This is a genomic window from Mesobacillus sp. (assembly GCF_047739415.1).
Taxonomy (GTDB): domain Bacteria; phylum Bacillota; class Bacilli; order Bacillales; family Cytobacillaceae; genus Mesobacillus.
In genome coordinates, this window is record NZ_JBIQOE010000108.1 from 1 (window position 1) to 20,236 (window position 20,236).

At 45.1% G+C, this 20,236-nt stretch carries 21 protein-coding genes; 20 read left to right on the forward strand and 1 reads right to left on the reverse strand.

The features are described 5' to 3' along the window. The 20 genes from ACH0QE_RS08830 to coaW form a co-directional block, all read left to right on the forward strand. Positions 1-636: superoxide dismutase (locus tag ACH0QE_RS08830; RefSeq protein WP_415800332.1), on the forward strand; the 636-nt coding region annotated here is incomplete at its 5' end. Between the two features lie 271 nt (positions 637-907). Then, a complete protein-coding gene (locus ACH0QE_RS08835; protein ID WP_415800333.1) occupies positions 908-1,219 on the forward strand; it encodes a DUF3892 domain-containing protein in 312 nt (103 codons plus the stop codon). A 244-nt stretch (positions 1,220-1,463) separates the two neighbouring features. After that, entirely contained in the window at positions 1,464-2,639 is a 1,176-nt protein-coding gene (locus ACH0QE_RS08840; RefSeq protein WP_415800334.1) for an acyl-CoA dehydrogenase family protein, read from the forward strand. A 48-nt stretch (positions 2,640-2,687) separates the two neighbouring features. Further along, complete coding sequence (locus ACH0QE_RS08845; RefSeq protein ID WP_415800335.1) at positions 2,688-3,452, forward strand: beta-ketoacyl-ACP reductase; 765 nt, start codon at positions 2,688-2,690, stop codon at positions 3,450-3,452. A gap of 17 nt (positions 3,453-3,469) precedes the next feature. Beyond that, positions 3,470-3,919: a MaoC family dehydratase N-terminal domain-containing protein gene (locus ACH0QE_RS08850; protein WP_415800336.1), complete on the forward strand. Its 450-nt coding sequence runs from the start codon at positions 3,470-3,472 to the stop codon at positions 3,917-3,919. Beyond that, a complete protein-coding gene (locus ACH0QE_RS08855; RefSeq protein ID WP_415800337.1) occupies positions 3,916-4,323 on the forward strand; it encodes a MaoC/PaaZ C-terminal domain-containing protein in 408 nt (135 codons plus the stop codon). The genes ACH0QE_RS08850 and ACH0QE_RS08855 overlap by 4 nt, the downstream gene beginning before the upstream one ends. A 146-nt stretch (positions 4,324-4,469) precedes the next feature. After that, positions 4,470-5,639, forward strand: a complete 1,170-nt coding sequence (locus ACH0QE_RS08860; RefSeq protein WP_415800339.1) for an acyl-CoA dehydrogenase family protein — start codon at positions 4,470-4,472, stop codon at positions 5,637-5,639. A gap of 25 nt (positions 5,640-5,664) precedes the next feature. After that, the gene (locus tag ACH0QE_RS08865; protein ID WP_415800340.1) at positions 5,665-6,870 is read left to right on the forward strand and encodes an acyl-CoA dehydrogenase family protein; all 1,206 of its coding nucleotides are present in this window, start codon (positions 5,665-5,667) and stop codon (positions 6,868-6,870) included. A gap of 13 nt (positions 6,871-6,883) precedes the next feature. Then, positions 6,884-7,657, forward strand: coding sequence for an SDR family oxidoreductase (locus ACH0QE_RS08870; protein ID WP_415800341.1), 774 nt, complete (start codon positions 6,884-6,886; stop codon positions 7,655-7,657). A gap of 15 nt (positions 7,658-7,672) precedes the next feature. Further along, a complete protein-coding gene (locus ACH0QE_RS08875) occupies positions 7,673-8,842 on the forward strand; it encodes a thiolase family protein (RefSeq protein ID WP_415800342.1) in 1,170 nt (389 codons plus the stop codon). Between the two features lie 30 nt (positions 8,843-8,872). Then, positions 8,873-9,940, forward strand: coding sequence for a phosphotransferase family protein (locus ACH0QE_RS08880; protein ID WP_415800343.1), 1,068 nt, complete (start codon positions 8,873-8,875; stop codon positions 9,938-9,940). A 21-nt stretch (positions 9,941-9,961) separates the two neighbouring features. Then, a complete protein-coding gene (locus tag ACH0QE_RS08885; protein ID WP_415800344.1) occupies positions 9,962-10,675 on the forward strand; it encodes a 2-phosphosulfolactate phosphatase in 714 nt (237 codons plus the stop codon). Between the two features lie 34 nt (positions 10,676-10,709). Continuing rightward, entirely contained in the window at positions 10,710-11,663 is a 954-nt protein-coding gene (locus tag ACH0QE_RS08890) for an alpha/beta hydrolase (protein WP_415800345.1), read from the forward strand. A 20-nt stretch (positions 11,664-11,683) separates the two neighbouring features. Continuing rightward, on the forward strand, positions 11,684-13,357 hold the full coding sequence (locus tag ACH0QE_RS08895) for a long-chain fatty acid--CoA ligase (protein WP_415800346.1): 1,674 nt from the start codon (positions 11,684-11,686) through the stop codon (positions 13,355-13,357). A gap of 45 nt (positions 13,358-13,402) precedes the next feature. Then, positions 13,403-14,266, forward strand: coding sequence for a branched-chain amino acid ABC transporter permease (locus tag ACH0QE_RS08900; protein WP_415800347.1), 864 nt, complete (start codon positions 13,403-13,405; stop codon positions 14,264-14,266). Further along, positions 14,266-15,291: a branched-chain amino acid ABC transporter permease gene (locus ACH0QE_RS08905; protein WP_415800348.1), complete on the forward strand. Its 1,026-nt coding sequence runs from the start codon at positions 14,266-14,268 to the stop codon at positions 15,289-15,291. Before ACH0QE_RS08900 ends, ACH0QE_RS08905 begins: the two co-directional genes overlap by 1 nt. Positions 15,292-15,293: 2 nt before the next feature. Next, entirely contained in the window at positions 15,294-16,058 is a 765-nt protein-coding gene (locus tag ACH0QE_RS08910) for an ABC transporter ATP-binding protein (protein ID WP_415800349.1), read from the forward strand. After that, positions 16,051-16,758, forward strand: a complete 708-nt coding sequence (locus tag ACH0QE_RS08915; protein ID WP_415800350.1) for an ABC transporter ATP-binding protein — start codon at positions 16,051-16,053, stop codon at positions 16,756-16,758. Before ACH0QE_RS08910 ends, ACH0QE_RS08915 begins: the two co-directional genes overlap by 8 nt. A gap of 88 nt (positions 16,759-16,846) precedes the next feature. Beyond that, positions 16,847-18,046, forward strand: a complete 1,200-nt coding sequence (locus ACH0QE_RS08920; RefSeq protein ID WP_415800352.1) for an ABC transporter substrate-binding protein — start codon at positions 16,847-16,849, stop codon at positions 18,044-18,046. Positions 18,047-18,242: 196 nt separating this feature from the next. Continuing rightward, positions 18,243-19,052 (forward strand): type II pantothenate kinase, encoded by an 810-nt coding sequence (gene coaW / locus ACH0QE_RS08925; RefSeq protein WP_415800353.1) that lies wholly within the window; start codon positions 18,243-18,245, stop codon positions 19,050-19,052. 75 nt (positions 19,053-19,127) lie between these two features. Here coaW and ACH0QE_RS08930 read toward each other — a convergent pair whose 3' ends face one another. Beyond that, entirely contained in the window at positions 19,128-20,144 is a 1,017-nt protein-coding gene (locus ACH0QE_RS08930) for an LLM class flavin-dependent oxidoreductase (RefSeq protein ID WP_415800354.1), read from the reverse strand. Between the last annotated feature and the right edge of the window lie 92 nt (positions 20,145-20,236).

Genomic DNA, 20,236 nt, shown 5'->3' on the forward strand with positions numbered 1-20,236 from the left:
AGACTTCAGCCTGTCCCTATAGGCGGCCACAGACTTCCTCCGTTGCCTTATGCTTATGATGCGCTTGAGCCTGTGATTGATCAGGAGATAATGAGACTTCACCATTTAAAGCACCACCAAAGCTATGTAAATGGATTGAACAAGGCTGAAAAAGAAATGCAAAAGGCACGACAAAATGGGGATTTCGGTTTAATTAAACATTGGGAAAGAGAAGCAGCCTTCAATGGATCCGGCCATTATCTTCATACAATTTTTTGGAACATCATGAGCCCTAATGGCGGCGGCACGCCAAAAGGACAGCTCGGGAAAGCGATTAACGACTCATTCGGCAGCTTTGATGCATTCAGAAAACATTACTCAGAAGCCGCGAAAAATGTTGAAGCAGTCGGCTGGGCAATCCTTGTTTGGTCACCTCGTTCCCACAGGCTGGAAATCCTCCAGGCTGAAAAGCACCAAAACTTAACCCAGTGGGATGTTGTCCCTTTACTTGTATTGGATGTTTGGGAGCATGCTTATTATTTGCAGTATAAGAACGATCGGGCTAAATATGTTGAAAACTGGTGGAAGGTTATCAATTGGAAAGAAGTGGAGCAACGTTTCAATAAAGCCAGGACACTGGCATGGCAGCCATTTTGAGGTGTGACTAATTGTCACCCTTTTTTTGTATAGGCTCTTTTCTCAAAACTTTGTTGCTATTGGCTACAAAATAGGATTGAATGAGCTAAGTTTCTTCACAAAATTAAAGCAAATTACGAAAAAAGAGCTTGCACACTTAATATCGACGTACAAAATGGCTTTATCACGTTAAAATCGGCTTTAGGATTTTAACAAAAATCTTTACGAAACAGCCTTTGTATAAAAGCCTTCTTAAAGCGAACACTAAACATATGTTCGGGAGGTGTTTTTTATGGAAAATAAAGATTTTAACCAGATTTACAATGAATACAAGGAGGAAAGCCAGGGACAAGCGGAACTGGAAGCCAACTCACAACAATCAGGAAAAGAACAAATCGTTGCCGTCAGGAAAAATGATGATGGCGACCTGATCGCATTTAAAACAGAAAGCGGAAGGGAGCTCGATTATATTTCTGCACTGTCTGAGGCCAAGGCGGGTAAGCTGGCACACGTTGATGTATTCCATAAATATGGCCGTGATATTCTAAGGAGCGAACCTGATGGAATTAAAGAAAACAACCTCGATAATTTACCACATTTCTAGCAGGGATTATTCCCTGCTTTTTTTATTTTTCAGCAAGTTATAAAGGATAACTACAGGTAGCCAGCTCCAGCGGTTGTCGGGGCTGGACAAGGCGCTTACACTTTTTGATTAAAATAACTTGATTTTTCAGAAATTTCACTCTAAAATAAAACTAACATACCAACCGGTAGGTATGTAATTTGAAATCCAGACATATATTTTTAATAGACTATCAGAATTGAAGAATACGATGGGAGTGACTTGAATGCATTTACGCCTTACAGAAGAACAAAAAATGGTACAAAAAACGATTCGCCGATTTGTAGAAAAAGAATTGGTGCCCCTCGAAAATGAGGTGTTAAGAAATGAGAGAGAAGGACGTCCAAGCCTTCCTCCCGGAAAAATGCATGAGCTCCAGCAGAAAGCTAAAGAGGCAGGATTCTGGGGCATCAATACACCAGAAGAATATGGCGGTGCAGATTTGGGACAGATGATGATGGCCATCGTCCTGATGGAAGTTTCCAAAACGTTCGTGCCTTTCCAATTTGGAGGCTCAGCTGACAACATTCTTTATTATGGAAATGAAGAGCAAAAGCAGAAGTACCTTATCCCAACCATCAATGGGGAGAAAAAGTCGTGCTTCGCGATGACAGAACCTGGTGCGGGTTCCGATACCCGAAACATTAAAATGACTGCAGTCAAGGACGGCAATGAATGGGTGCTTAATGGCGAGAAAACTTTTATAACAGGCGGAAATGAAGCGGATTTTGTCATGGTCATTGCGATCACTGATAAAGAAAAACACCGTGCCACAGGCCGCGATGGGATGACTTGCTTTATTGTCGACCGGGATATGGGCTGGAAATCAGAATTCATACATACGATGGGCGAATGGGGACCGGCGGGACTGGTGTTTGATAACGTCCGCGTACCAGAGGAAAATATCCTGGGCGAAGTCGATGGCGGCTATAAATTGGGACTGGAATGGATCGGGTTTGCAAGATGGGTTGTCGGCGCCAGGGCGATAGGAGCCGCGGAACGCTTGCTGCAAATGGCAATTGACTATTCAAAAGAGCGTATAACCTTTGGTAAACCGATTGCGGAAAGACAAGCTATCCAGTGGATGATTGCCGATTCAGCTGTGGAAATCGAAGCAGCAAGATGGCTCGTACTGAATGCCGCTTATACACTTGATGCTGGTGAGGATAACAGGCATATGGCTTCGATGGCAAAATTGTATGGTTCCAACATGGGGAACAGAGTTGTCGACCGCGTCATGCAAATTCATGGCGGTATGGGCTATACAAGGGAATTGCCAATCGAGCGCTGGTATCGTGAAGCAAGACTATGGAGAATTTACGACGGCACGGATGAAATTCAGCGCATGATCATCGCTAGGGACCTATTGAAAGGGCATGTTAAAATCGGCCAGTTTGTATAACGGACGAATGTAAGCGCTAACAGTTTGATAAATAGAGGAGGAAATAGAATGGCAGGAAGATTTGAGGGAAGAGTTGCTTTTGTGACGGGAGGCAGCAGGGGAATCGGAAAAGGGATTGTTCAGCTTTTCGCCGAGGAAGGAGCGAAGGTTGCTTTTATTGACTTGAATGAGGAAGCATTGGCGCAAACCACAAACGAGTTGCGTGAGAAGGGATATGAGGTCTACTCCAAGGTAGCGAATGTGACGGACTCCGAGCAGGTTGAACAGGCAATGAAAGAAGTGCATGACACTTTTGGCTCTGTCGACATCCTTGTGAACAATGCCGGTGTTATCCGCGATAACCTGCTTTTTAAAATGAGTGATTCCGACTGGCAAACCGTTATGGACGTTCACCTTAAAGGTTCATTTAATGCAGCAAAAGCAGCTCAGAAGTATATGGTTGAACAGAAATATGGCCGAATCATCAATATTTCGTCAACCTCCGCACTTGGAAACAGGGGCCAGGCAAACTATGCAGCTGCCAAGGCAGGACTCCAGGGTTTCACTAAAACACTTGCGATTGAGCTGGGACGTTATGGAATAACAGCCAACTCGGTCGCACCAGGGTTTATTGAGACGGAAATGACGAAGGAAACAGCAGCTCGAATTGGAATCTCATTCGATGACCTGATTAAGCACAGTGTCGCGAGCATTCCGGTCGGAAGAAGCGGAAAACCAGCGGATATCGCCAACGCAGTTGCCTTCTTTGCTGATGAAAAATCGTCCTTTGTCAATGGCCAGGTTATTTATGTAGCTGGCGGTCCAAAAAATTAATGTGAGGTGAGAATTCAGTGTTCAAAGAGCATATTGGCAAACAGTCCAACAAAGTTAAAAACATTGTGGAACGCGGCGCTGTCAGGAAATTTGCCGAATCCATCGGAGATCTTCATCCCATTTTCATTGATGAGGATACAGGCAAAAACTCACGATATAACAGGAACATTGCGCCGCCTACTTTTCCAAGGGTTTTCGATTACGGAACAATACAGGGGCTGAATCTTCCTAATAAAGGCCTGATCCATGGGGAACAGACTTATCATTACGAGCGACCATTGCTTGTAGGGGAAGAAATAACCTGTTACTCGGTGATCAAAAATTATTTTGAAAAGAAAGGAACCCAGGGGGAAATGGGCTTCCTGGTATTAGAAAGCTTTGGTGAAGACGAAATGGGAAAACTAGTCTTTTCCTCCACGCAAACTGTAATTATCACGGAAGCGGTAAGGAAGGTGTTGATCGGATGAGCAGCTTAGCAGAATTAAAGGCAGGAGAATCCCTGAAGGAGGTTCAGCTGGATCCGGTCGACCGGATTACCCTAATCAAATATGCCGGTGCTTCAGGAGATTACAATCCAATCCATACAATCGATGAAGAAGCGAAAAAAGCGGGGCTGCCGGGAATCATTGCTCACGGCATGTGGACAATGGGGAACCTGGCAAAGCTTTTCACCGAATTTTACGAGGAAGGATTCATTCAGGATTATACAATTCGTTTTAAAGGAATGGTCTTCCTGAATGACGTCGTCACTCTCAAGGCAGAACTGGCAGAGGAAAATGAGAACATCCTTAGATTCAACGTTAAAGCAGTCAATCAAAATGGCAATGAAGTCATTAAGGGAGATGTCCTGTATCATCGGTATGCTTCTTAATAACCAAAAACCCGGCAAAGAATTGCTGGGTTTATGCCATTTAGGTCTAAAATGAGTTTTTCAGGAAAAACGCTTCGGGTTTCAGGAATATTAACAAAATCTCGACTTTCCATTTAGAAATAGCAGAAACGAGGTGTTAAAAACTAGTGAACTTTGATTTTGAAGATGATTTACTGGCGTTAAAAAGAAATGTCCGTGATTTTATCCAAAATGAAGTCGAGCCTGTTGCAATGCAGATCGAGGAAGATGACAAAATTCCTGAAAACATCATCCAGCTTTCCAGGGAAATGGGCCTTTTCGGTTTAAGCATACCTGAGGAATACGGCGGACTGGGAATCGGCATGGTGGAGAAATGTGCATTGTATGAGGAAATCGGCCAGACGCACAATGGCTATACGACTTTGATTGGTGCCCATACTGGGATCGGCACAGTCGGGATTGTCGAACTGGGCAAAGAGCAGCAAAAGCGAAAATATTTGCCTGCTATGGCCAGCGGAGAGAAAATCGGTGCCTTTGCCCTGACAGAACCTGATGCCGGTTCGAATGCAGCTAATCTAAAGACGACCGCTGTAAAAAAAGGCGATAAATATGTGCTGAACGGTTTGAAGCACTATATAACGAATGCATTAGAGGCAAGTGTATTTACAGTGATGGCAGTGACAGACCATGAAAAAGGAGCGAAAGGAATCACATCGTTTATCGTCGAAAAGGACTTCCCTGGCTTCAAGATCGGAGAAACGGAAAAAAAGATGGGCCTGAAGGGATCCCATTCTGCTGAATTGGTGTTCGAGGATTGCGAGGTACCGGTTGAAAATGTTCTTGGGAATGAAGGGCACGGTTATGTAAATGCCTTGAAAATACTGGCCAATGGAAGGGCTGGCCTCGCGGCGCGTAATCTGGGGTCCTCCCAAAAGCTCCTTGACATGTCTGTTGCATATGCCAAAGAGAGGATCCAATTCGGGAAACCGATCATCAAGCATCAGGCAGTAAGCCATATGCTGGCGGAAATGGCGGTTGAAATCGAAGCGCTCAGGTCTTTTACATACCGAGTTGCCTGGATGGTTGATTCCGGCCAGAAGGTCATCAAGGAAGCTGCCATGCTAAAGCTCTATGGATCCGAGGTTTACAACCGGATCGCCGATAAAGCCGTACAGATTCACGGCGGCCTCGGTTATATTTCCGATTATCCAGTCGAAAGATTTTTCCGCGATGCGCGAATCACAAGGATATATGAGGGCACGTCGGAAATCCAGAAAAACATTATCGCTGCTCAGCTGGAAAAAGAAAATAAACAAGCGAACATACCTACTAGTTAGTATGAAAAAGAAAGAGGTGGTATGGATGAATTTTAACCATACGGAGAAGGTCAAGGAATACCAGGCCAGGCTGTCAGAGTTCATGGATGAATACATTTATCTAAATGAGAAGGTGTATAAAGACCAGATTGACAAAAATGACCCATTCTCTAAAGTTCCCCCAATCATGGAAGAACTGAAGGAGAAGGCGAAAGAAAAAGGGCTCTGGAATCTGTTTTTACCAGAGAGTGAATACGGTGAGGGTCTAACCAATCTGGAATATGCACCGCTATGCGAAATCATGGGAAGGTCAAGTATCGCTCCAGAGGTGTTCAACTGTGCTGCGCCTGACACCGGCAATATGGAAGTCCTTGTACGTTATGGATCTGTAGAGCATAAGGAGCAATGGTTAAAGCCTCTCCTGGACGGCGAAATCAGGTCCTGCTTCTCGATGACAGAGCCCGAAGTCGCTTCCTCCGACGCAACAAACATCCAGTCAAGCATCATCCGCGATGGAGATGAGTATGTCATTAACGGAACGAAATGGTGGTCTTCAGGTGCTGGAGATCCACGCTGCAAGATTGCCATTGTAATGGGTAAAAATGACCCCGATGCGCCAAAGCATGAGCAACAATCTATGATTCTTGTTCCGCTTGATTCACCTGGTGTAACGATAAAGAGAATTCTTCCTGTCTTCGGGTATGACCATGCGCCTCATGGACACGCAGAAATAGAATACAAGAATGTCAGAGTGCCTGCCTCCAATATGCTATGGGGTGAAGGGAAAGGCTTCGCCATTGCTCAGGGCCGTCTTGGGCCAGGGAGAATTCATCATTGCATGAGAACGATAGGCGCAGCTGAACGAGCTCTTGAAGAAATGTCAAAACGCGTTCTCCAAAGAACTGCATTCGGGAAAAAGCTCGCCGACCAGGGCGTCATCCAGGAATGGATCGCGGAAGCAAGAATCGATATCGAGCAGGCGAGACTCCTTACACTAAAGGCAGCGTACATGATGGATACAGTTGGGAACAAAGAAGCCAAGGCAGAGATCGCGATGATTAAAGTGGTTGCGCCTAATATGGCACTCAAAATCATCGACAGGGCGATCCAGGCATTCGGCGCGGCAGGTGTTAGTGATGACTTCACGCTCGCAGCTGCATGGGCGAATATCAGGACACTAAGATTGGCGGATGGTCCGGATGAAGTACACAAACGTGCGATTGCAAGATACGAACTGAAAAAATACTTGTAAGGAGGATTCATCAATGCATGTATCTGAACTATTTTCACTAAAAGGAAAAGTAGCGATTGTCACAGGCGGGGGACGGGGCCTTGGGGAACAAATCGCGATTGGATTCGCAGAAGCAGGGGCCAATGTGGTCGTTTGCTCACGACGAGTTGAAGCCTGTGAGGAAGTCAGCGGGAAGCTGAAGGAAATCGGAGTTGAATCGCTGGCTTTGAAATGTGACATCACCAACCCGGAAGATGTGAAAAACGTAGTAGAACAGACCGTCGAGAAATTCGGCAGAATCGATATCCTTGTCAATAACAGCGGAGCTTCCTGGGGCGCACCGGCGGAAGAGATGCCGCTTGAAGCATGGCAAAAGGTCCTGAATGTCAATGTGACAGGAACGTTCTTAATGTCTCAGGCAGCTGGAAAAGTGATGCTAGAACAAGGGGCAGGAAAGATCATAAATATCGCGTCGGTTGCAGGGCTGAAAGGATCCAATCCCAAGGTTATGGACGCAATTGGATATAACGCAAGCAAGGGTGCAGTCATTACTTTTACAAAAGACTTGGCAGTAAAGTGGGGACCACGCGGAATTTACGTTAATGCCATTGCGCCAGGTTTTTTCCCGACAAAGATGTCGAAGGGTCTGCTTGAAAAAGGCGGCCAGGCGATCCTTGAGGGAACTCCGCTGCGGAAATTCGGCTCTGACACTGACCTTAAGGGCGTAGCAGTATTCCTGGCAGCATCAGCGTCGGATTATATTACCGGTGATGTAGTGGTAGTCGATGGCGGAACACATGTACTGTAAAAGGAGGCAGCTGCTATGAATAGAGATGCGGTCATTGTATCCGCAGTAAGGACAGCAATCGGCAGGCAGGGCGGAGCACTTGCTTCGGTACCTGCCCATGTCTTCGGAGCAGAGGTAATCAAGGAAGCAATCAGGAGGGCAAACGTACAGCCTGAAATGGTCGAGGATGTCATCATGGGAAATGTCATTAGCGGTGGAGGGAACATTGCCAGGCTGACAGCCCTGCAAACTGGGCTTTCACTCGAATTGCCCGGACTGACGATTGACCGCCAGTGCGGATCGGGAATTAATGCAGTCAATCTTGCGGCGCAGGCAATAAAGGCGGGGACTGGTGATGTCTATGTTGCTGGCGGCATCGAAAGCATGAGCAGGGCACCTTATTTAATGGATAAACCCGAAAAAGCCTACAGCCCAGTGCCGCCGAGCTTTAGGAAGTCCCAGCTGTCACCAAAAGAAATCGGCGATCCGCCAATGGGAATCACCGCCGAAAATCTAGTAACAAAATATTCAATCAGCAGGGAAGAGCAGGATGAATTTGCACTTGCAAGTCAGCAAAAAATGGCTGCAGCAATGGCTGAAGGCCGGTTTGACGAACAAATTGTCCCACTATTGATACCTGTTCGAAAAGGGACACCAGTCATATTTAACAAGGATGAACATCCAAGACCGCAAACGACTTTGGAAGCCCTGGCCCAACTTAAGCCAGCCTTTTTACCGAATGGGACGGTCACAGCCGGAAGCAGTTCCGGCCTGAATGATGCCGCGGCAGCGCTGATTGTTATGTCAAGAGAGAAAGCACAAGAATTAGGTGTGAAACCAATGGCGGTCGTAAGGGAGCAGGCAGTAGCCGGGGTGGATCCGAATATCATGGGCATTGGACCGGTACCAGCAGTCAGAAAAGTTCTTGAAAAGTCTGGCCTGACTCTCGAGGACATGGACATCATCGAAATTAACGAAGCATTTGCGGCCCAGGTCATTGCTTGTGACAGGGAACTAAATATGGATATGGGAAAAGTCAATGTAAATGGCGGGGCGATTGCCCATGGACACCCATTGGGAGCAACAGGAGCGATCCTTATGACGAAAGCTGTTTACGAGCTTGAGCGAAGAGGCGGACGGTACGCGCTTATCACTGCTTGCATTGGCGGCGGCCAGGGAATCGCTACAATCATTGAACGTGAATAAATATTTCACCTAAAAGGAGGAATGGTACTTATGGCTGCTGATACGATTCCAATCAGACAAGGGGAAGAACTTGATATTCTCGCTATTGAAAAATACTTGAGGGAGCATTTGCTCAATCTTCCTGAAGAAAACCTGACGATTCAGCAATTCAGCTTTGGGAAATCGAATTTAACCTATCAGCTGAAGATGGGTGACTGGGAGGCGGTCTTACGGCGCCCCCCTCTCGGTCCTGTGGCACCAAAAGCACATGATATGGAAAGGGAATTCAAAATCCTGAAAGAGATCAGCCCTCATTTCGCGGCTGCTCCAGAACCATATTTGTTTGCGGATCAAAGTGTCATTGGCAGTCCATTTTTTGTGATGGAAAGAAAACGCGGTATTGTATTGGATACTGATTTTCCTGAAGGCGTTACGCCAGGCAGAGAGATATGCAGGGCTTTGTCAGAAACGATGGTCAACGACCTTGTTGAGTTGCACAGCATTGATTATACAAAGACAAAGCTTACGGAAATGACAAAACCCGAAGGCTTCATGGAAAGGCAGGTCATAGGCTGGATCCGCCGGTACGAGCGGGCAGAAACGGATATCGTTCAAGGCGTTGAGCAATTGAAGCAATGGATGCTAAAGAATGTGTCTGAATCTGAAACGCCATCAATCATCCATTATGATTACAAATTAAACAATGCTATGTTCAATGAGGAAATGACCGAAATGGTTGGATTGTTCGACTGGGAGATGACAACTGTAGGTGATCCGCTAGCTGATTTGGGTGTTGCGATGAGTTATTGGATCGAACCCGACGATTCAGATCTTTTGAAAAAAGGGATGGGAAAGCCTCCGGTCACGGTAACATCCGGGTTCATGACTCGTGATGAATTTATGGAGCATTACGCAAGAAAAAGCGGCAGGGATCTGGCTAACATGAACTTTTATCAAACATTTGCTTATTTCAAGCTTGCAGTTATTTGCCAGCAAATCTATTACAGGTGGAAAAAGGGACAGACGAAGGATCCACGCTTTGCAAACCTTGATAAGTTTGTCAGCAGCCTGATCCAATATGCCCTTTACACTGCAGAAAAAAATGACAGAAAGGGCTGAAGGATGATGAAGGTTCACCTTTTGCTAAAAAAGGAGGACATCGATAAACAGAAAATGGCTGATAACAAAATCGCTGTTGTTTTCGATGTTCTGCTGGCGACTTCCACTATCGCGTCAGCACTTGAATTCGGCGCGAAAGAAGTGATCCCCGTCCTGGATGGAAAGGCTGCCGAACTGGAAGCTGCCGGCAGGGAAAAAGACAGTTTCGTTCTCGTTGGTGAATATCAAGGGAAAACAATCGACGGGTTTCTGTCACCAAATCCTCTAGAACTGAAAGAAAAAATTGGGGGGAAGTCTGTCATTCTATCTACCACTAATGGAACGGTTGCTCTCAAAAATTCTGCTCATGCGAAGGCAGTTTATGCGGCGTCCCTGTTGAACTGCAATGCAGTTGCCAATCATATTATAAAAAAATATCAGGGTGAGACGATCGTGGTTGTCTGCTCGGGTTCTTCCAATGAATTCAATGTCGAAGATTTCCAGGGAGCGGGCTGCTTCATTGACTGCCTAATCAAGCAATTTGGCGACGAATTCTTTCTAACTGACTCAGCTTATGCTGCGTATAGTTTCTACCATGGGCACAATCAAAATAGTGTTGATATTTTAAAAGCTTCCCGGGTCGGACGGATGCTGAGCAAACATGGGTTTGAAAAGGAAATTGAGTTCGTTTCCCAGCAAAATATATTTAATAAGGTTCCTAAGCTTATAGATAAAAAACGGATCATTGTCGTATAAAATGATAGCGTTTACATAAAAAGGAGGAGAGTATATGCAATTAAAACCTGAAGTGAAAGCGTTGCTTGAAGCATTTGCCAATAATTCTGTTCTGCCGCTGGAACAGCTGCCATTGGAGGAAGCTAGAAAGGGATTTGAACAATCTGCTAAACAAATGAGCAGAGCTGAAAAGCTGGCAAATACAGAGGACCGGAAAATCATTGGATTTAACGGCGAAATTGATATCAGGATCTATACACCTCAAGGAGCTGGAGAGTCAAAGCTTCCAGCCGTAGTTTATTATCATGGAGGCGGCTGGGTGATCGGCAACATTGAAACGCATGATGCCCTCTGCCACACATTGTCTAATGAAGCTAAATGTTTAGTAGTTTCAGTGGATTACAGTCTTGCTCCAGAAAGCAAATTCCCGGTTGCAGTAGAAGATTCATATTTAGCTGCTAAATGGGTGTTTGAAAACGCTGATGAGCTGAATATCGATGGAAACTTTATCGCAGTTGCAGGTGATAGTGCAGGAGGAAATCTTGCAGCTGTTGTCAGCTATCTTGCATTAGAAAGGCAGACACCATCGATTGCATACCAAATGCTGTTTTACCCGTCTACAGGCTTTGAATATACTCCATCTTACGAGAAATACGGCGAAGGCTACTATTTAACAAAGTCCACAATGAACTGGTTCCGTGAACAATACCTGAACACACCATCTGATACACAAAACCCTCTTGCTGCACCGTTGCTAATTCCCGATGACGTCACTGCACAGCTTCCGCCAGCTTTTATTATGACCGCAGAGCTTGATCCTTTATGCGATGGCGGCGAGCATTTTGCCATGAAACTGAAAAATGCCGGAGTAGAAACAGAATATGTTTGCGTTCCGGGCATGCTCCATGGTTTCCTCGGAATGACCGAATTTCTGCCAGACGGAAAGAAAGCCATCAAAGATGCTGCAAAGGCTTTTAAGAAAAGAAGTTCCCTCAAACCAGTTGAGTAAAATATAAGGAGGAATGATTAATGCCTAATCTTCATTTTGAGCATTGGCCGAAAATCTCTAAATCTCTGAAATTGCCAGAAACATCACTCTATGAAAATTTGAAAGTCAGTGCAGCGCGTTATCCTGACCAGAACGCAATCTACTATTACGGTAATACTATTTCCTATAAGGAGCTTGATGAAGAGGTCAACGCACTGGCAGGCTTCCTTCAGCAAAAGATGGGTGTAACAAAAGGGGAAAGAGTTTTGTTGTTCATGCAAAATTCACCACAGTTTGTGATTGGATTCTATGCCATTTCAAGAGCTGATGCAGTCGTGGTGCCAATCAATCCGATGTTGACTGCAGATGAGCTAAGCTTTTATATCAAGGATTGCGGAATCAATTCCGCGCTAGTCGGCCAGGAGCTTTATGACAAGGTCGAGCCACTCGTAGGAACAACTCCATTAAATAATGTGGTAGTTGCCGCTTATTCTGACTATAAAGGGGATGAATTCAACGGCACAGTGCCACCGGAAGTTGAAGCAGCAAGAAAGGTTTTCGAGCAGCCAGGACACTTTCACTGGAAGGAAGCCATAGCGGCTCAGTATGAACCAGTCCCTCATACTACCCAGGCAGATGACCTTGTTGTGCTTCCTTATACTTCTGGAACTACTGGCCTGCCAAAAGGCTGTATGCATACGAACCGCACTGTGCAGGCGAATACAATCGGTGCTTATCACTGGTCGAGTTCTACCACCAGTGCAGTTCATTTAACGACCCTGCCATTATTCCATGTTACCGGAATGGTTCACAGTATGCATATGCCGATCTATTCCGGCAGTACGATGGTCCTAATGACAAGGTGGAACCGCGAGGCAGCAGTTGAATTGATCAAATCGCAAGGATGTACACACTGGGTGGCGATTGCAACGATGATCGTCGATTTCCTGGCAAATCCTAAACTGAAACAAGAGGACATCGCAACTTTGACATCGATATCAGGTGGAGGAGCGGCTCTCCCTGAGGCTGTTGGAGAAAAATTATACAACCTAACAGGACTAAGGTTTGTTGAAGGGTATGGACTTACAGAAACAATTGCCCAGACGCACTTCAACCCGCCTGATAGGCCAAAAATGCAATGCCTTGGCATACCGTCTTTTGATGTCGATGCAAGGATTATTGAACCGTCAAGCGGAAAAGAACTTGTTGCGGGTGAGATAGGTGAAATCGTAGTCAATGGCCCGCAGGTAATGGTTGGCTATTACAACAGGGAAGATGAAAACAGGAGTTCATTCATTGACATAGATGGCAAAAGGTTTTTCAGGACAGGAGACATAGGCCGCTTCGATGAAGAAGGATACTACTTCATGGTCGACCGCGTCAAAAGGATGATCAATGCCTCTGGTTATAAGGTGTGGCCAACTGAAGTGGAATCGTATCTTTACAAACATCCCGCGATACAGCAGGCGGTGGTGGTTGGAATTCCAGACCCAAGAAGAGGTGAATCCGTGAAGGCCTTCATCATATTAAATGAGGGGTACGATGGAGAAATCAGTGAAGATGAAATTATTGAATGGTCCAAACAGCATATGGCAGCGTACAAATATCCCCGTGAAGTCGAATTCAGGACACAGTTTCCAATGACAAGCAGCGGCAAGATATTATGGCGTAAATTACAGGAGGAAGAACGGCAAAAGGCTGAAAAAATTAGGTAATAGCACTCCGTAGACTGCAGCTATCAAATTATAAGGAGGATTTTGATGGAGATTTTGGTTCAGCAGCTGTTCAATGGACTTACCATCGGAAGTGTTTATGCACTAGTGGCCCTAGGCCTTACTCTAGTGTACGGTATCCTTCATATACCGAACTTCGCCCACGGTGCCTTGTATATGATAGGCGGGTATATCACCTTGATGATGATGGTCCAGTACGGGCTTCATTATTGGCTGGCGATCCTTGTTTCTGTCATTGTTGTCGGTCTTATCGGCGTGCTGATGGAACGATTAGTTTTTTACCCATTAAGACACGCACCGCCAATACATGACAAAATTGCGGCAATTGGAATTCTGTTATTCCTTGAAGCTTTTGCCCAGTATGTCTGGGGAGCGGACTATCAAACAATGCCAACGCCATATGGCCAGGTCATCCAGTTATTCGGATTGACCTTTACTATGCAAAGGTTGCTCATCATCATGGCAGCGATTGCCGTCATGGTTTTGCTTTACCTTTTCCTGAAAAAGACTTATACAGGGGCATCCATCATCGCTATGTCACAGGACCGTGACGGTGCTAACCTTGTAGGAATCAATACGAACCGGGTCGCGATGCTGACGTTCCTGATTTCCGGAGGGCTTGCGGCGATCGCCAGCTCTCTGGCTGCGCCGATCAATCTGGTTTTTCCTGGCATGGGGCAGCTGGTCATCTTAAAAGCGTTTGTCATCATCATACTCGGCGGTATGGGCAGCATCCCAGGAGCCATCATCGGCGGGTATATTTTAGGGTTCAGCGAAAGCCTTGGTGCAACGTATATATCAAACGATTATAAAGATATCATCGCGTTCATCCTGCTGGTGATCATTCTCTCCGTAAAACCAACAGGGCTTTTTGCAAAGGGGGGACACTAGTGGCGAAGATCATCAATAAACGGAATATGATTCTGGCCCTTGTGCTTTTTGCCATCGTCTTTCCATTTGTGACGCAAAATGACTATTTCATCCATGTTATGACTCTCTCTTTTATCTGGATGATTGGTGTTTACGGGCTTAATCTATTAGCCGGGTATACTGGTTATCTATCATTAGCGCATGCAGGCTTCTTTGCGGTTGGCGCATATTCCTTAGGTCTTTTGACAGTAAAAGCGCAGATGAATTTCTGGCTGGCTTTTGTTCTTGCCCTGATTATCACCAGCACTCTTGGATTTTTGATTGGCCTGATTGCACTCAGGACAAAAGAACACTTCTTTGCCATTTATACGCTTTGTGTAGGATATATCCTCTATCTTGTCATTGATAAGTGGGACAGCCTAACAGAAGGAGTCCGAGGACTTATCGGGATTCCGGCACCGGGAAATATCGGACCGATTTCCTTTGAAACACCTTTATCACAATATTACCTTGTCCTCGCCATCTTGCTCGTTGTGATCCTTATTGTTTACCGGATCGTGCATTCCCTGACAGGAAGGACTTATATTGCTATTCGCAATAGTGAGGATCTGGCACAAACAATCGGGATATCTACTATGAAAAATAAACTCGAAGTCTTTGTGCTTTCTACTTTTTTTGCCGGATTATCAGGAGCTCTTTACGCTTCTTTCATTCGCTTCATCGGTCCTGATATTGGTAATATCGTCATCACGTTTGATTTGCTTACCTACCTGTTGATTGGCGGAATCGGCACAATGTCAGGGCCAATCGTGGGTACTGTTCTGGTCGTTTGGATTTCGCAGCAGCTGCAATTTCTCCAGGATTACCGAATGCTTATTTTTGGCCCGATCCTTACACTGCTGGTGATCTTTTACCCTCGAGGAATCGCGGGTTCAATTGCCGGGTGGAATGTAAAGCGCGCGGAGAAAAAACTTGCAAAAGCCCAACTGGATCAAAGATTTTCACAAAGCACAATTTCCGCAGAAAATCAGGTGAAGGAGGGATAAGGATGTTTCTTGAAACAAAGAATTTAACGAAGAAATTTGGCGGTTTAACAGCAGTCAATAACGTTGATTTTTCAATTGAAAAAGGGAAAATCAATGCGATTATCGGACCTAATGGTGCCGGTAAGTCAACGTTTTTCAATTTAATCAGCGGCTTCCACCCTCCGAGCTCAGGCAGCATTATTCTGAAAGGACAGGATATCACTAATATGCCATCTAATAAAATAGCTGAAATGGGAATCGCGCGCACCTTTCAAACTACCAATCTGTTTGAACAGTCAACTGTAATTGACAATGTGATCGTCGGACACAGATTGAGGACCAAATCAAATTTGCTCGACGCTGTTATAAGAACCAAGAGGTTAAAAAGAGAAGAAGAACGATGCCGCGAAAAAGCTCTCGAAGTGATAAGTTTTACCGGGTTGGAAAAGGTTGCCGGGAAATTGGTTGGCAGCCTTACACAGGAAGAGAAAAAGCGGACGGCCTTTGCGCTGGCCCTTGCGACGGAACCGGAAATTGTTTTTCTTGATGAGCCTGCAGCCGGTGTCAATCCTGATGAAACAGAAGGTTTGGCAGAATTAATGAAAAAAATGGTTGATAGCGGGATTACTGTCTGCCTGATTGAGCACAAAATGCAAATGATCATGAAGCTGGCAGACAAAATCATGGTTCTCAACTACGGAGAAAAAATCGCTGAGGGAACTGCGGACGAAATCAGGAATGATCCTGCTGTCATCAAGGCTTATCTGGGAGGGAATGCCATTGCTTAAACTGCAGGATGTTTCAGTAAAATACGGAAGCTTCACAGCTGTCCATAATGTACATCTTGAGGTTCATCCTGGTCAAATTGTTGTTTTGTTAGGGGCAAACGGGGCAGGGAAAAGCACCATATTCAAGACGATCAGCGGGCTGAACAAAGCATCTACTGGAATTATCGAATTTGAAGGCGAAACCCTTAACAAACGCTCTCCAGATAGAATTGTCCAGTCAGGCATTGTCCAATGTGCAGAAGGGCGTAAACTGTTCCCTTCAATGACAGTAGAAGAGAATTTGAAGATGGGAGCCTATGTCCATAGAAAACACAAGAAAGAGATAAAGCAATCAATGAAACATGTATTTGAACTATTCCCGATTTTAGAAGAGAAGCAGGATGATATGGCTGGTTCACTTAGTGGGGGACAGCAGCAAATGCTGGCGATTGGCAGAGCACTCATGGCAAAACCGAAACTGATGCTTCTCGACGAACCTTCCATCGGGCTCGCTCCATTGATTGTTGAGCAGATGTTTGAAGTAATTAAAACCATTAATCGCGAAGGCACCACGATTCTGCTGGCTGAACAAAATGCAAATGCAGCACTGAAAATTGCCGATAAGGGCTATGTGTTTGAAAACGGAGAAGTTGTCCTGGAAGGTACTTCAGACGAACTGTTCGCGAATGATGAGATTAAGAAAGCCTATATCGGTGCTTAGAACAACTTCTGTCTATAGGGAGGTGGTTGCGAAGCGGTCTACAGTCATAATTCAGAATATTAAGAAAACAAATTAAGGGGGAAAGCAAATGAAGAAGTCTAAACTGTTATTAGTCTTAAGTGTGATGTTTGCTTTGATTTTCAGCCTTGCCGCTTGCAACAACTCTGAAAAAACAGATACAGGAGGAACAGAAACTGATGCTGAAGCAGGGGAAGGAACGATTAATATTGGATATACAGGGCCGTTGAGCGGACCAGCAGCCTTTTACGGAGAACGTACATTGAATGGCGTCCAAATGGCAGCCGAGGAAATTAACAATGCTGGCGGAGTCGAAGTAAATGGCAAGAAGTATAAATTCAACATCGTATCCCTGGATGACAAATATTTGCCAAATGAAGCAGGAGCGAACGCCAAGAGACTGATGCAGGAAAACAAGACGCCGATTATTTTCACACCGCACAGTGGCGGAGTGGCTGCAATGCAGGTGTTTAACCAGCAGGAAAAATTCATTATTGGCGCCTATACAAGTGAACCTAAGGTTACAGAAGGCGGCAATAAATTAACAGTCAGAATCCCTCCTCGTTATGATGGCTATCTTGAGCCATTCACAAGTTATTCAATGGAGAAATTCGGCAAAAAAATCGCCTTCCTTCCGACTGCTTCACAATACGGGAAGGATTGGGCAGAAAAGCTGCAGCCTCACTGGGAAAAGGCAGGCGGGAAAGTCGTGTATAACTCTTCGATCGACTTTGCGAAGGATACCGATTTCTTCACGATCATAACGAATGCTCTGAAAGAGAAGCCTGATGTATTATTTATCGGCGGACCGTCCGAGCCAACCGCAAAAGTTGCCAAGCAAGCGAGAGAACTTGGCTTCAAAGGTGGATTCATCGTCATGGACCAGGCAAAGTTCGATGAAATGAAGAAAGTAACTGGTTCTTACGACGTCTTGAATGGAGCAATTGGTGTTATGCCACTCGTAAATTCTGACAGTCCAGGCATTCCAGAATTCGTGAAGAATTATCGTGCAAAATATGATGAGGATCCGGGTTCAGAAGCTGGATTGAATTATATTGCCATGTATGCTTTCGCTGAAGCGATAAAAGCAGCAGGATCAGTAGATGATCCAGAAAAAATCATGGCACACATGCAGGATGGTTTGGATAATCTTCCAGAAGACAAAAAAGTATATATCATTCCAAAGATTGACCCGAATGGCGGATTTGAAGCCGAGTTGATTGTAGCAGCGATTGAAGATGGGAAAGTCGTGCCAATCAAGGTAGAGTAAAAGGGCTCCTATTGAGTCGTCAGTATAGTTACCGATGAGATGGTTCAAAGTTTCCAGTCAATCTGTGATTATCGACTAACCGTGAAGAAAGCGGCAGTTAAAGCGACTGCCGCTTTTTTCTTTGCTTTCAAGTTTTACAAGGACTTAAAATAGGAAGTAAAGAAAGCTTGGTTGTTTTTATGAAAGGGGAGACCTCATGAATAATAGGATCGGCATAGACGCAGGCGGCTCATTAATTAAAATCGCTTATGAAGAAAATGGCAGATTTCATTTTCGTAAACAACCAATTGGACAAATGGATGAAGCATTAGGGTGGCTGAAAATAATTTCCTCAAACAAAACGATCTTCCTGACAGGCGGGAGAGCAGGGAAAATCAAAGCCGAATTCTTTCCGGATGCAGTGATTATCGATGAATTTACCGCTGTATGTGAAGGTGCGAATTACTTAATGATGGAGGAAGGATTGCCAAATGCCTCAAAATCCATGCTCATCAATATTGGTACCGGCTCTTCCTGGTTTAAAATTGAAGGGGACCACTATGACAGGGTTCTTGGCAGCGGAATTGGTGGCGGTACTTTTATGGGATTGGGAAAATCCCTGGCTGATTCTAGTGATTTTGCAAGTCTGGTTCGTTTGTCTGCCTCAGGTGAAAGGGGAAATGTTGACCTGCTGGTGAAGGATATCTATCATCCGGAGGCACCACCGATTCCTGGCGAATTAACTGCCAGCAACTTCGCCAAAACTGAAGCAATCAATGCCAGCTCTCCAGCCGACAAAATGGCTTCTTTTTTGAATATGATGGCAGAGACCATCACACTTCTAACCGTACAAACAGCTGCTTTGCATGGAATCAAGAAAGTCATTTTCATAGGAAGCACGCTGGCTGGCAATACACCATTGCAAGAAGGCCTTGATTACTATTGTAAAATGTCAGGGCTGGAACCAATCTTTCTGCGAAATGGGGAATTCAGCGGAGCAATCGGGGCAATACTCAAATTTAAGTGAACATACATGCTTATAAGCCAAATTAAAAGAGGAGAATCTATTGGGTTCTCCTCTTTCTATCATGAAATATTTTTTCTATCCTTTAAAGACTTCGGAAACGATTTCGAAGGATTTCAATCTAGCTTTATGGTCAAATATTTGTGCGTTGATAATCATTTCGTCTGCCTGTGTTTCATCAAGGAATTGCTGAAGCTTTGTTTTAATGGTATCAGGGCTGCCAACGATAGATGAACCGATACGGCTGCCCAGAAGCATTTTTTCATACTCGCTCAGCTGTTCTTCCAGGTTCTTTACGGGAGGCAGCAATGGACTTGGATTATTCCTGAACAAGTTAAGGAACTGCTGCTGCATGGAAGTTGCCAGGAATTCTGCTTCTTCATCAGTTTCGGCAGCAATCACGTTAACACCAACCATTGCGTAAGGCTCTTGCAAAACTTCTGAAGGCTGGAAACTCCTTCGGTAAAGCTTTAGTGCACCTAAAGTATTTTCAGGTGAGAAGTGGCTCGCAAAAGAAAACGGCAAACCTAATTGTCCTGCAAGCTGAGCACTATAGCCACTTGAGCCTAACAGCCAGATTGGAATATTCAATCCTTCGCCGGGAATCGCCTTGACACCTCGATATTGAGAATCGAGCTCTGGATTGAAATATACACGGAGTTCATCCAATTGCTCAGGGAAATCCTGACCATCACTCCGGCGTTCGCGGCGTAATGCATAGGCCGTCACCTGGTCAGTTCCTGGAGCGCGACCAAGGCCAAGGTCAATTCGTCCCGGGAAAAGAGATTCAAGCGTCCCGAATTGTTCAGCAATCACCAGTGGAGCATGGTTTGGAAGCATGATACCGCCTGAACCAACTCTAATGGAGGAGGTTCCCGCTGCAACATGGCCGATGACAACCGATGTAGCGGAACTTGCGATGCCAGGCATGTTATGGTGCTCTGCTAACCAATAACGGTTATAGCCCCATTTTTCAGCATGCTGGGCAAGGTCCAGTGTGTTTTTGAACGCATCTGCTGCTGTGCCACCTTCAAGTATTGGAGCCAAGTCGAGCACGGAATATTTTATATCGTTTAAACGTTTGTTATCGGTCATTTTTACATCTTCCTTCATTGAATAATATTAACTGCAAGGAATAGCATTTTTCCTATTCACAGTGTTTATACAATTCAATAGTATCAAAATCT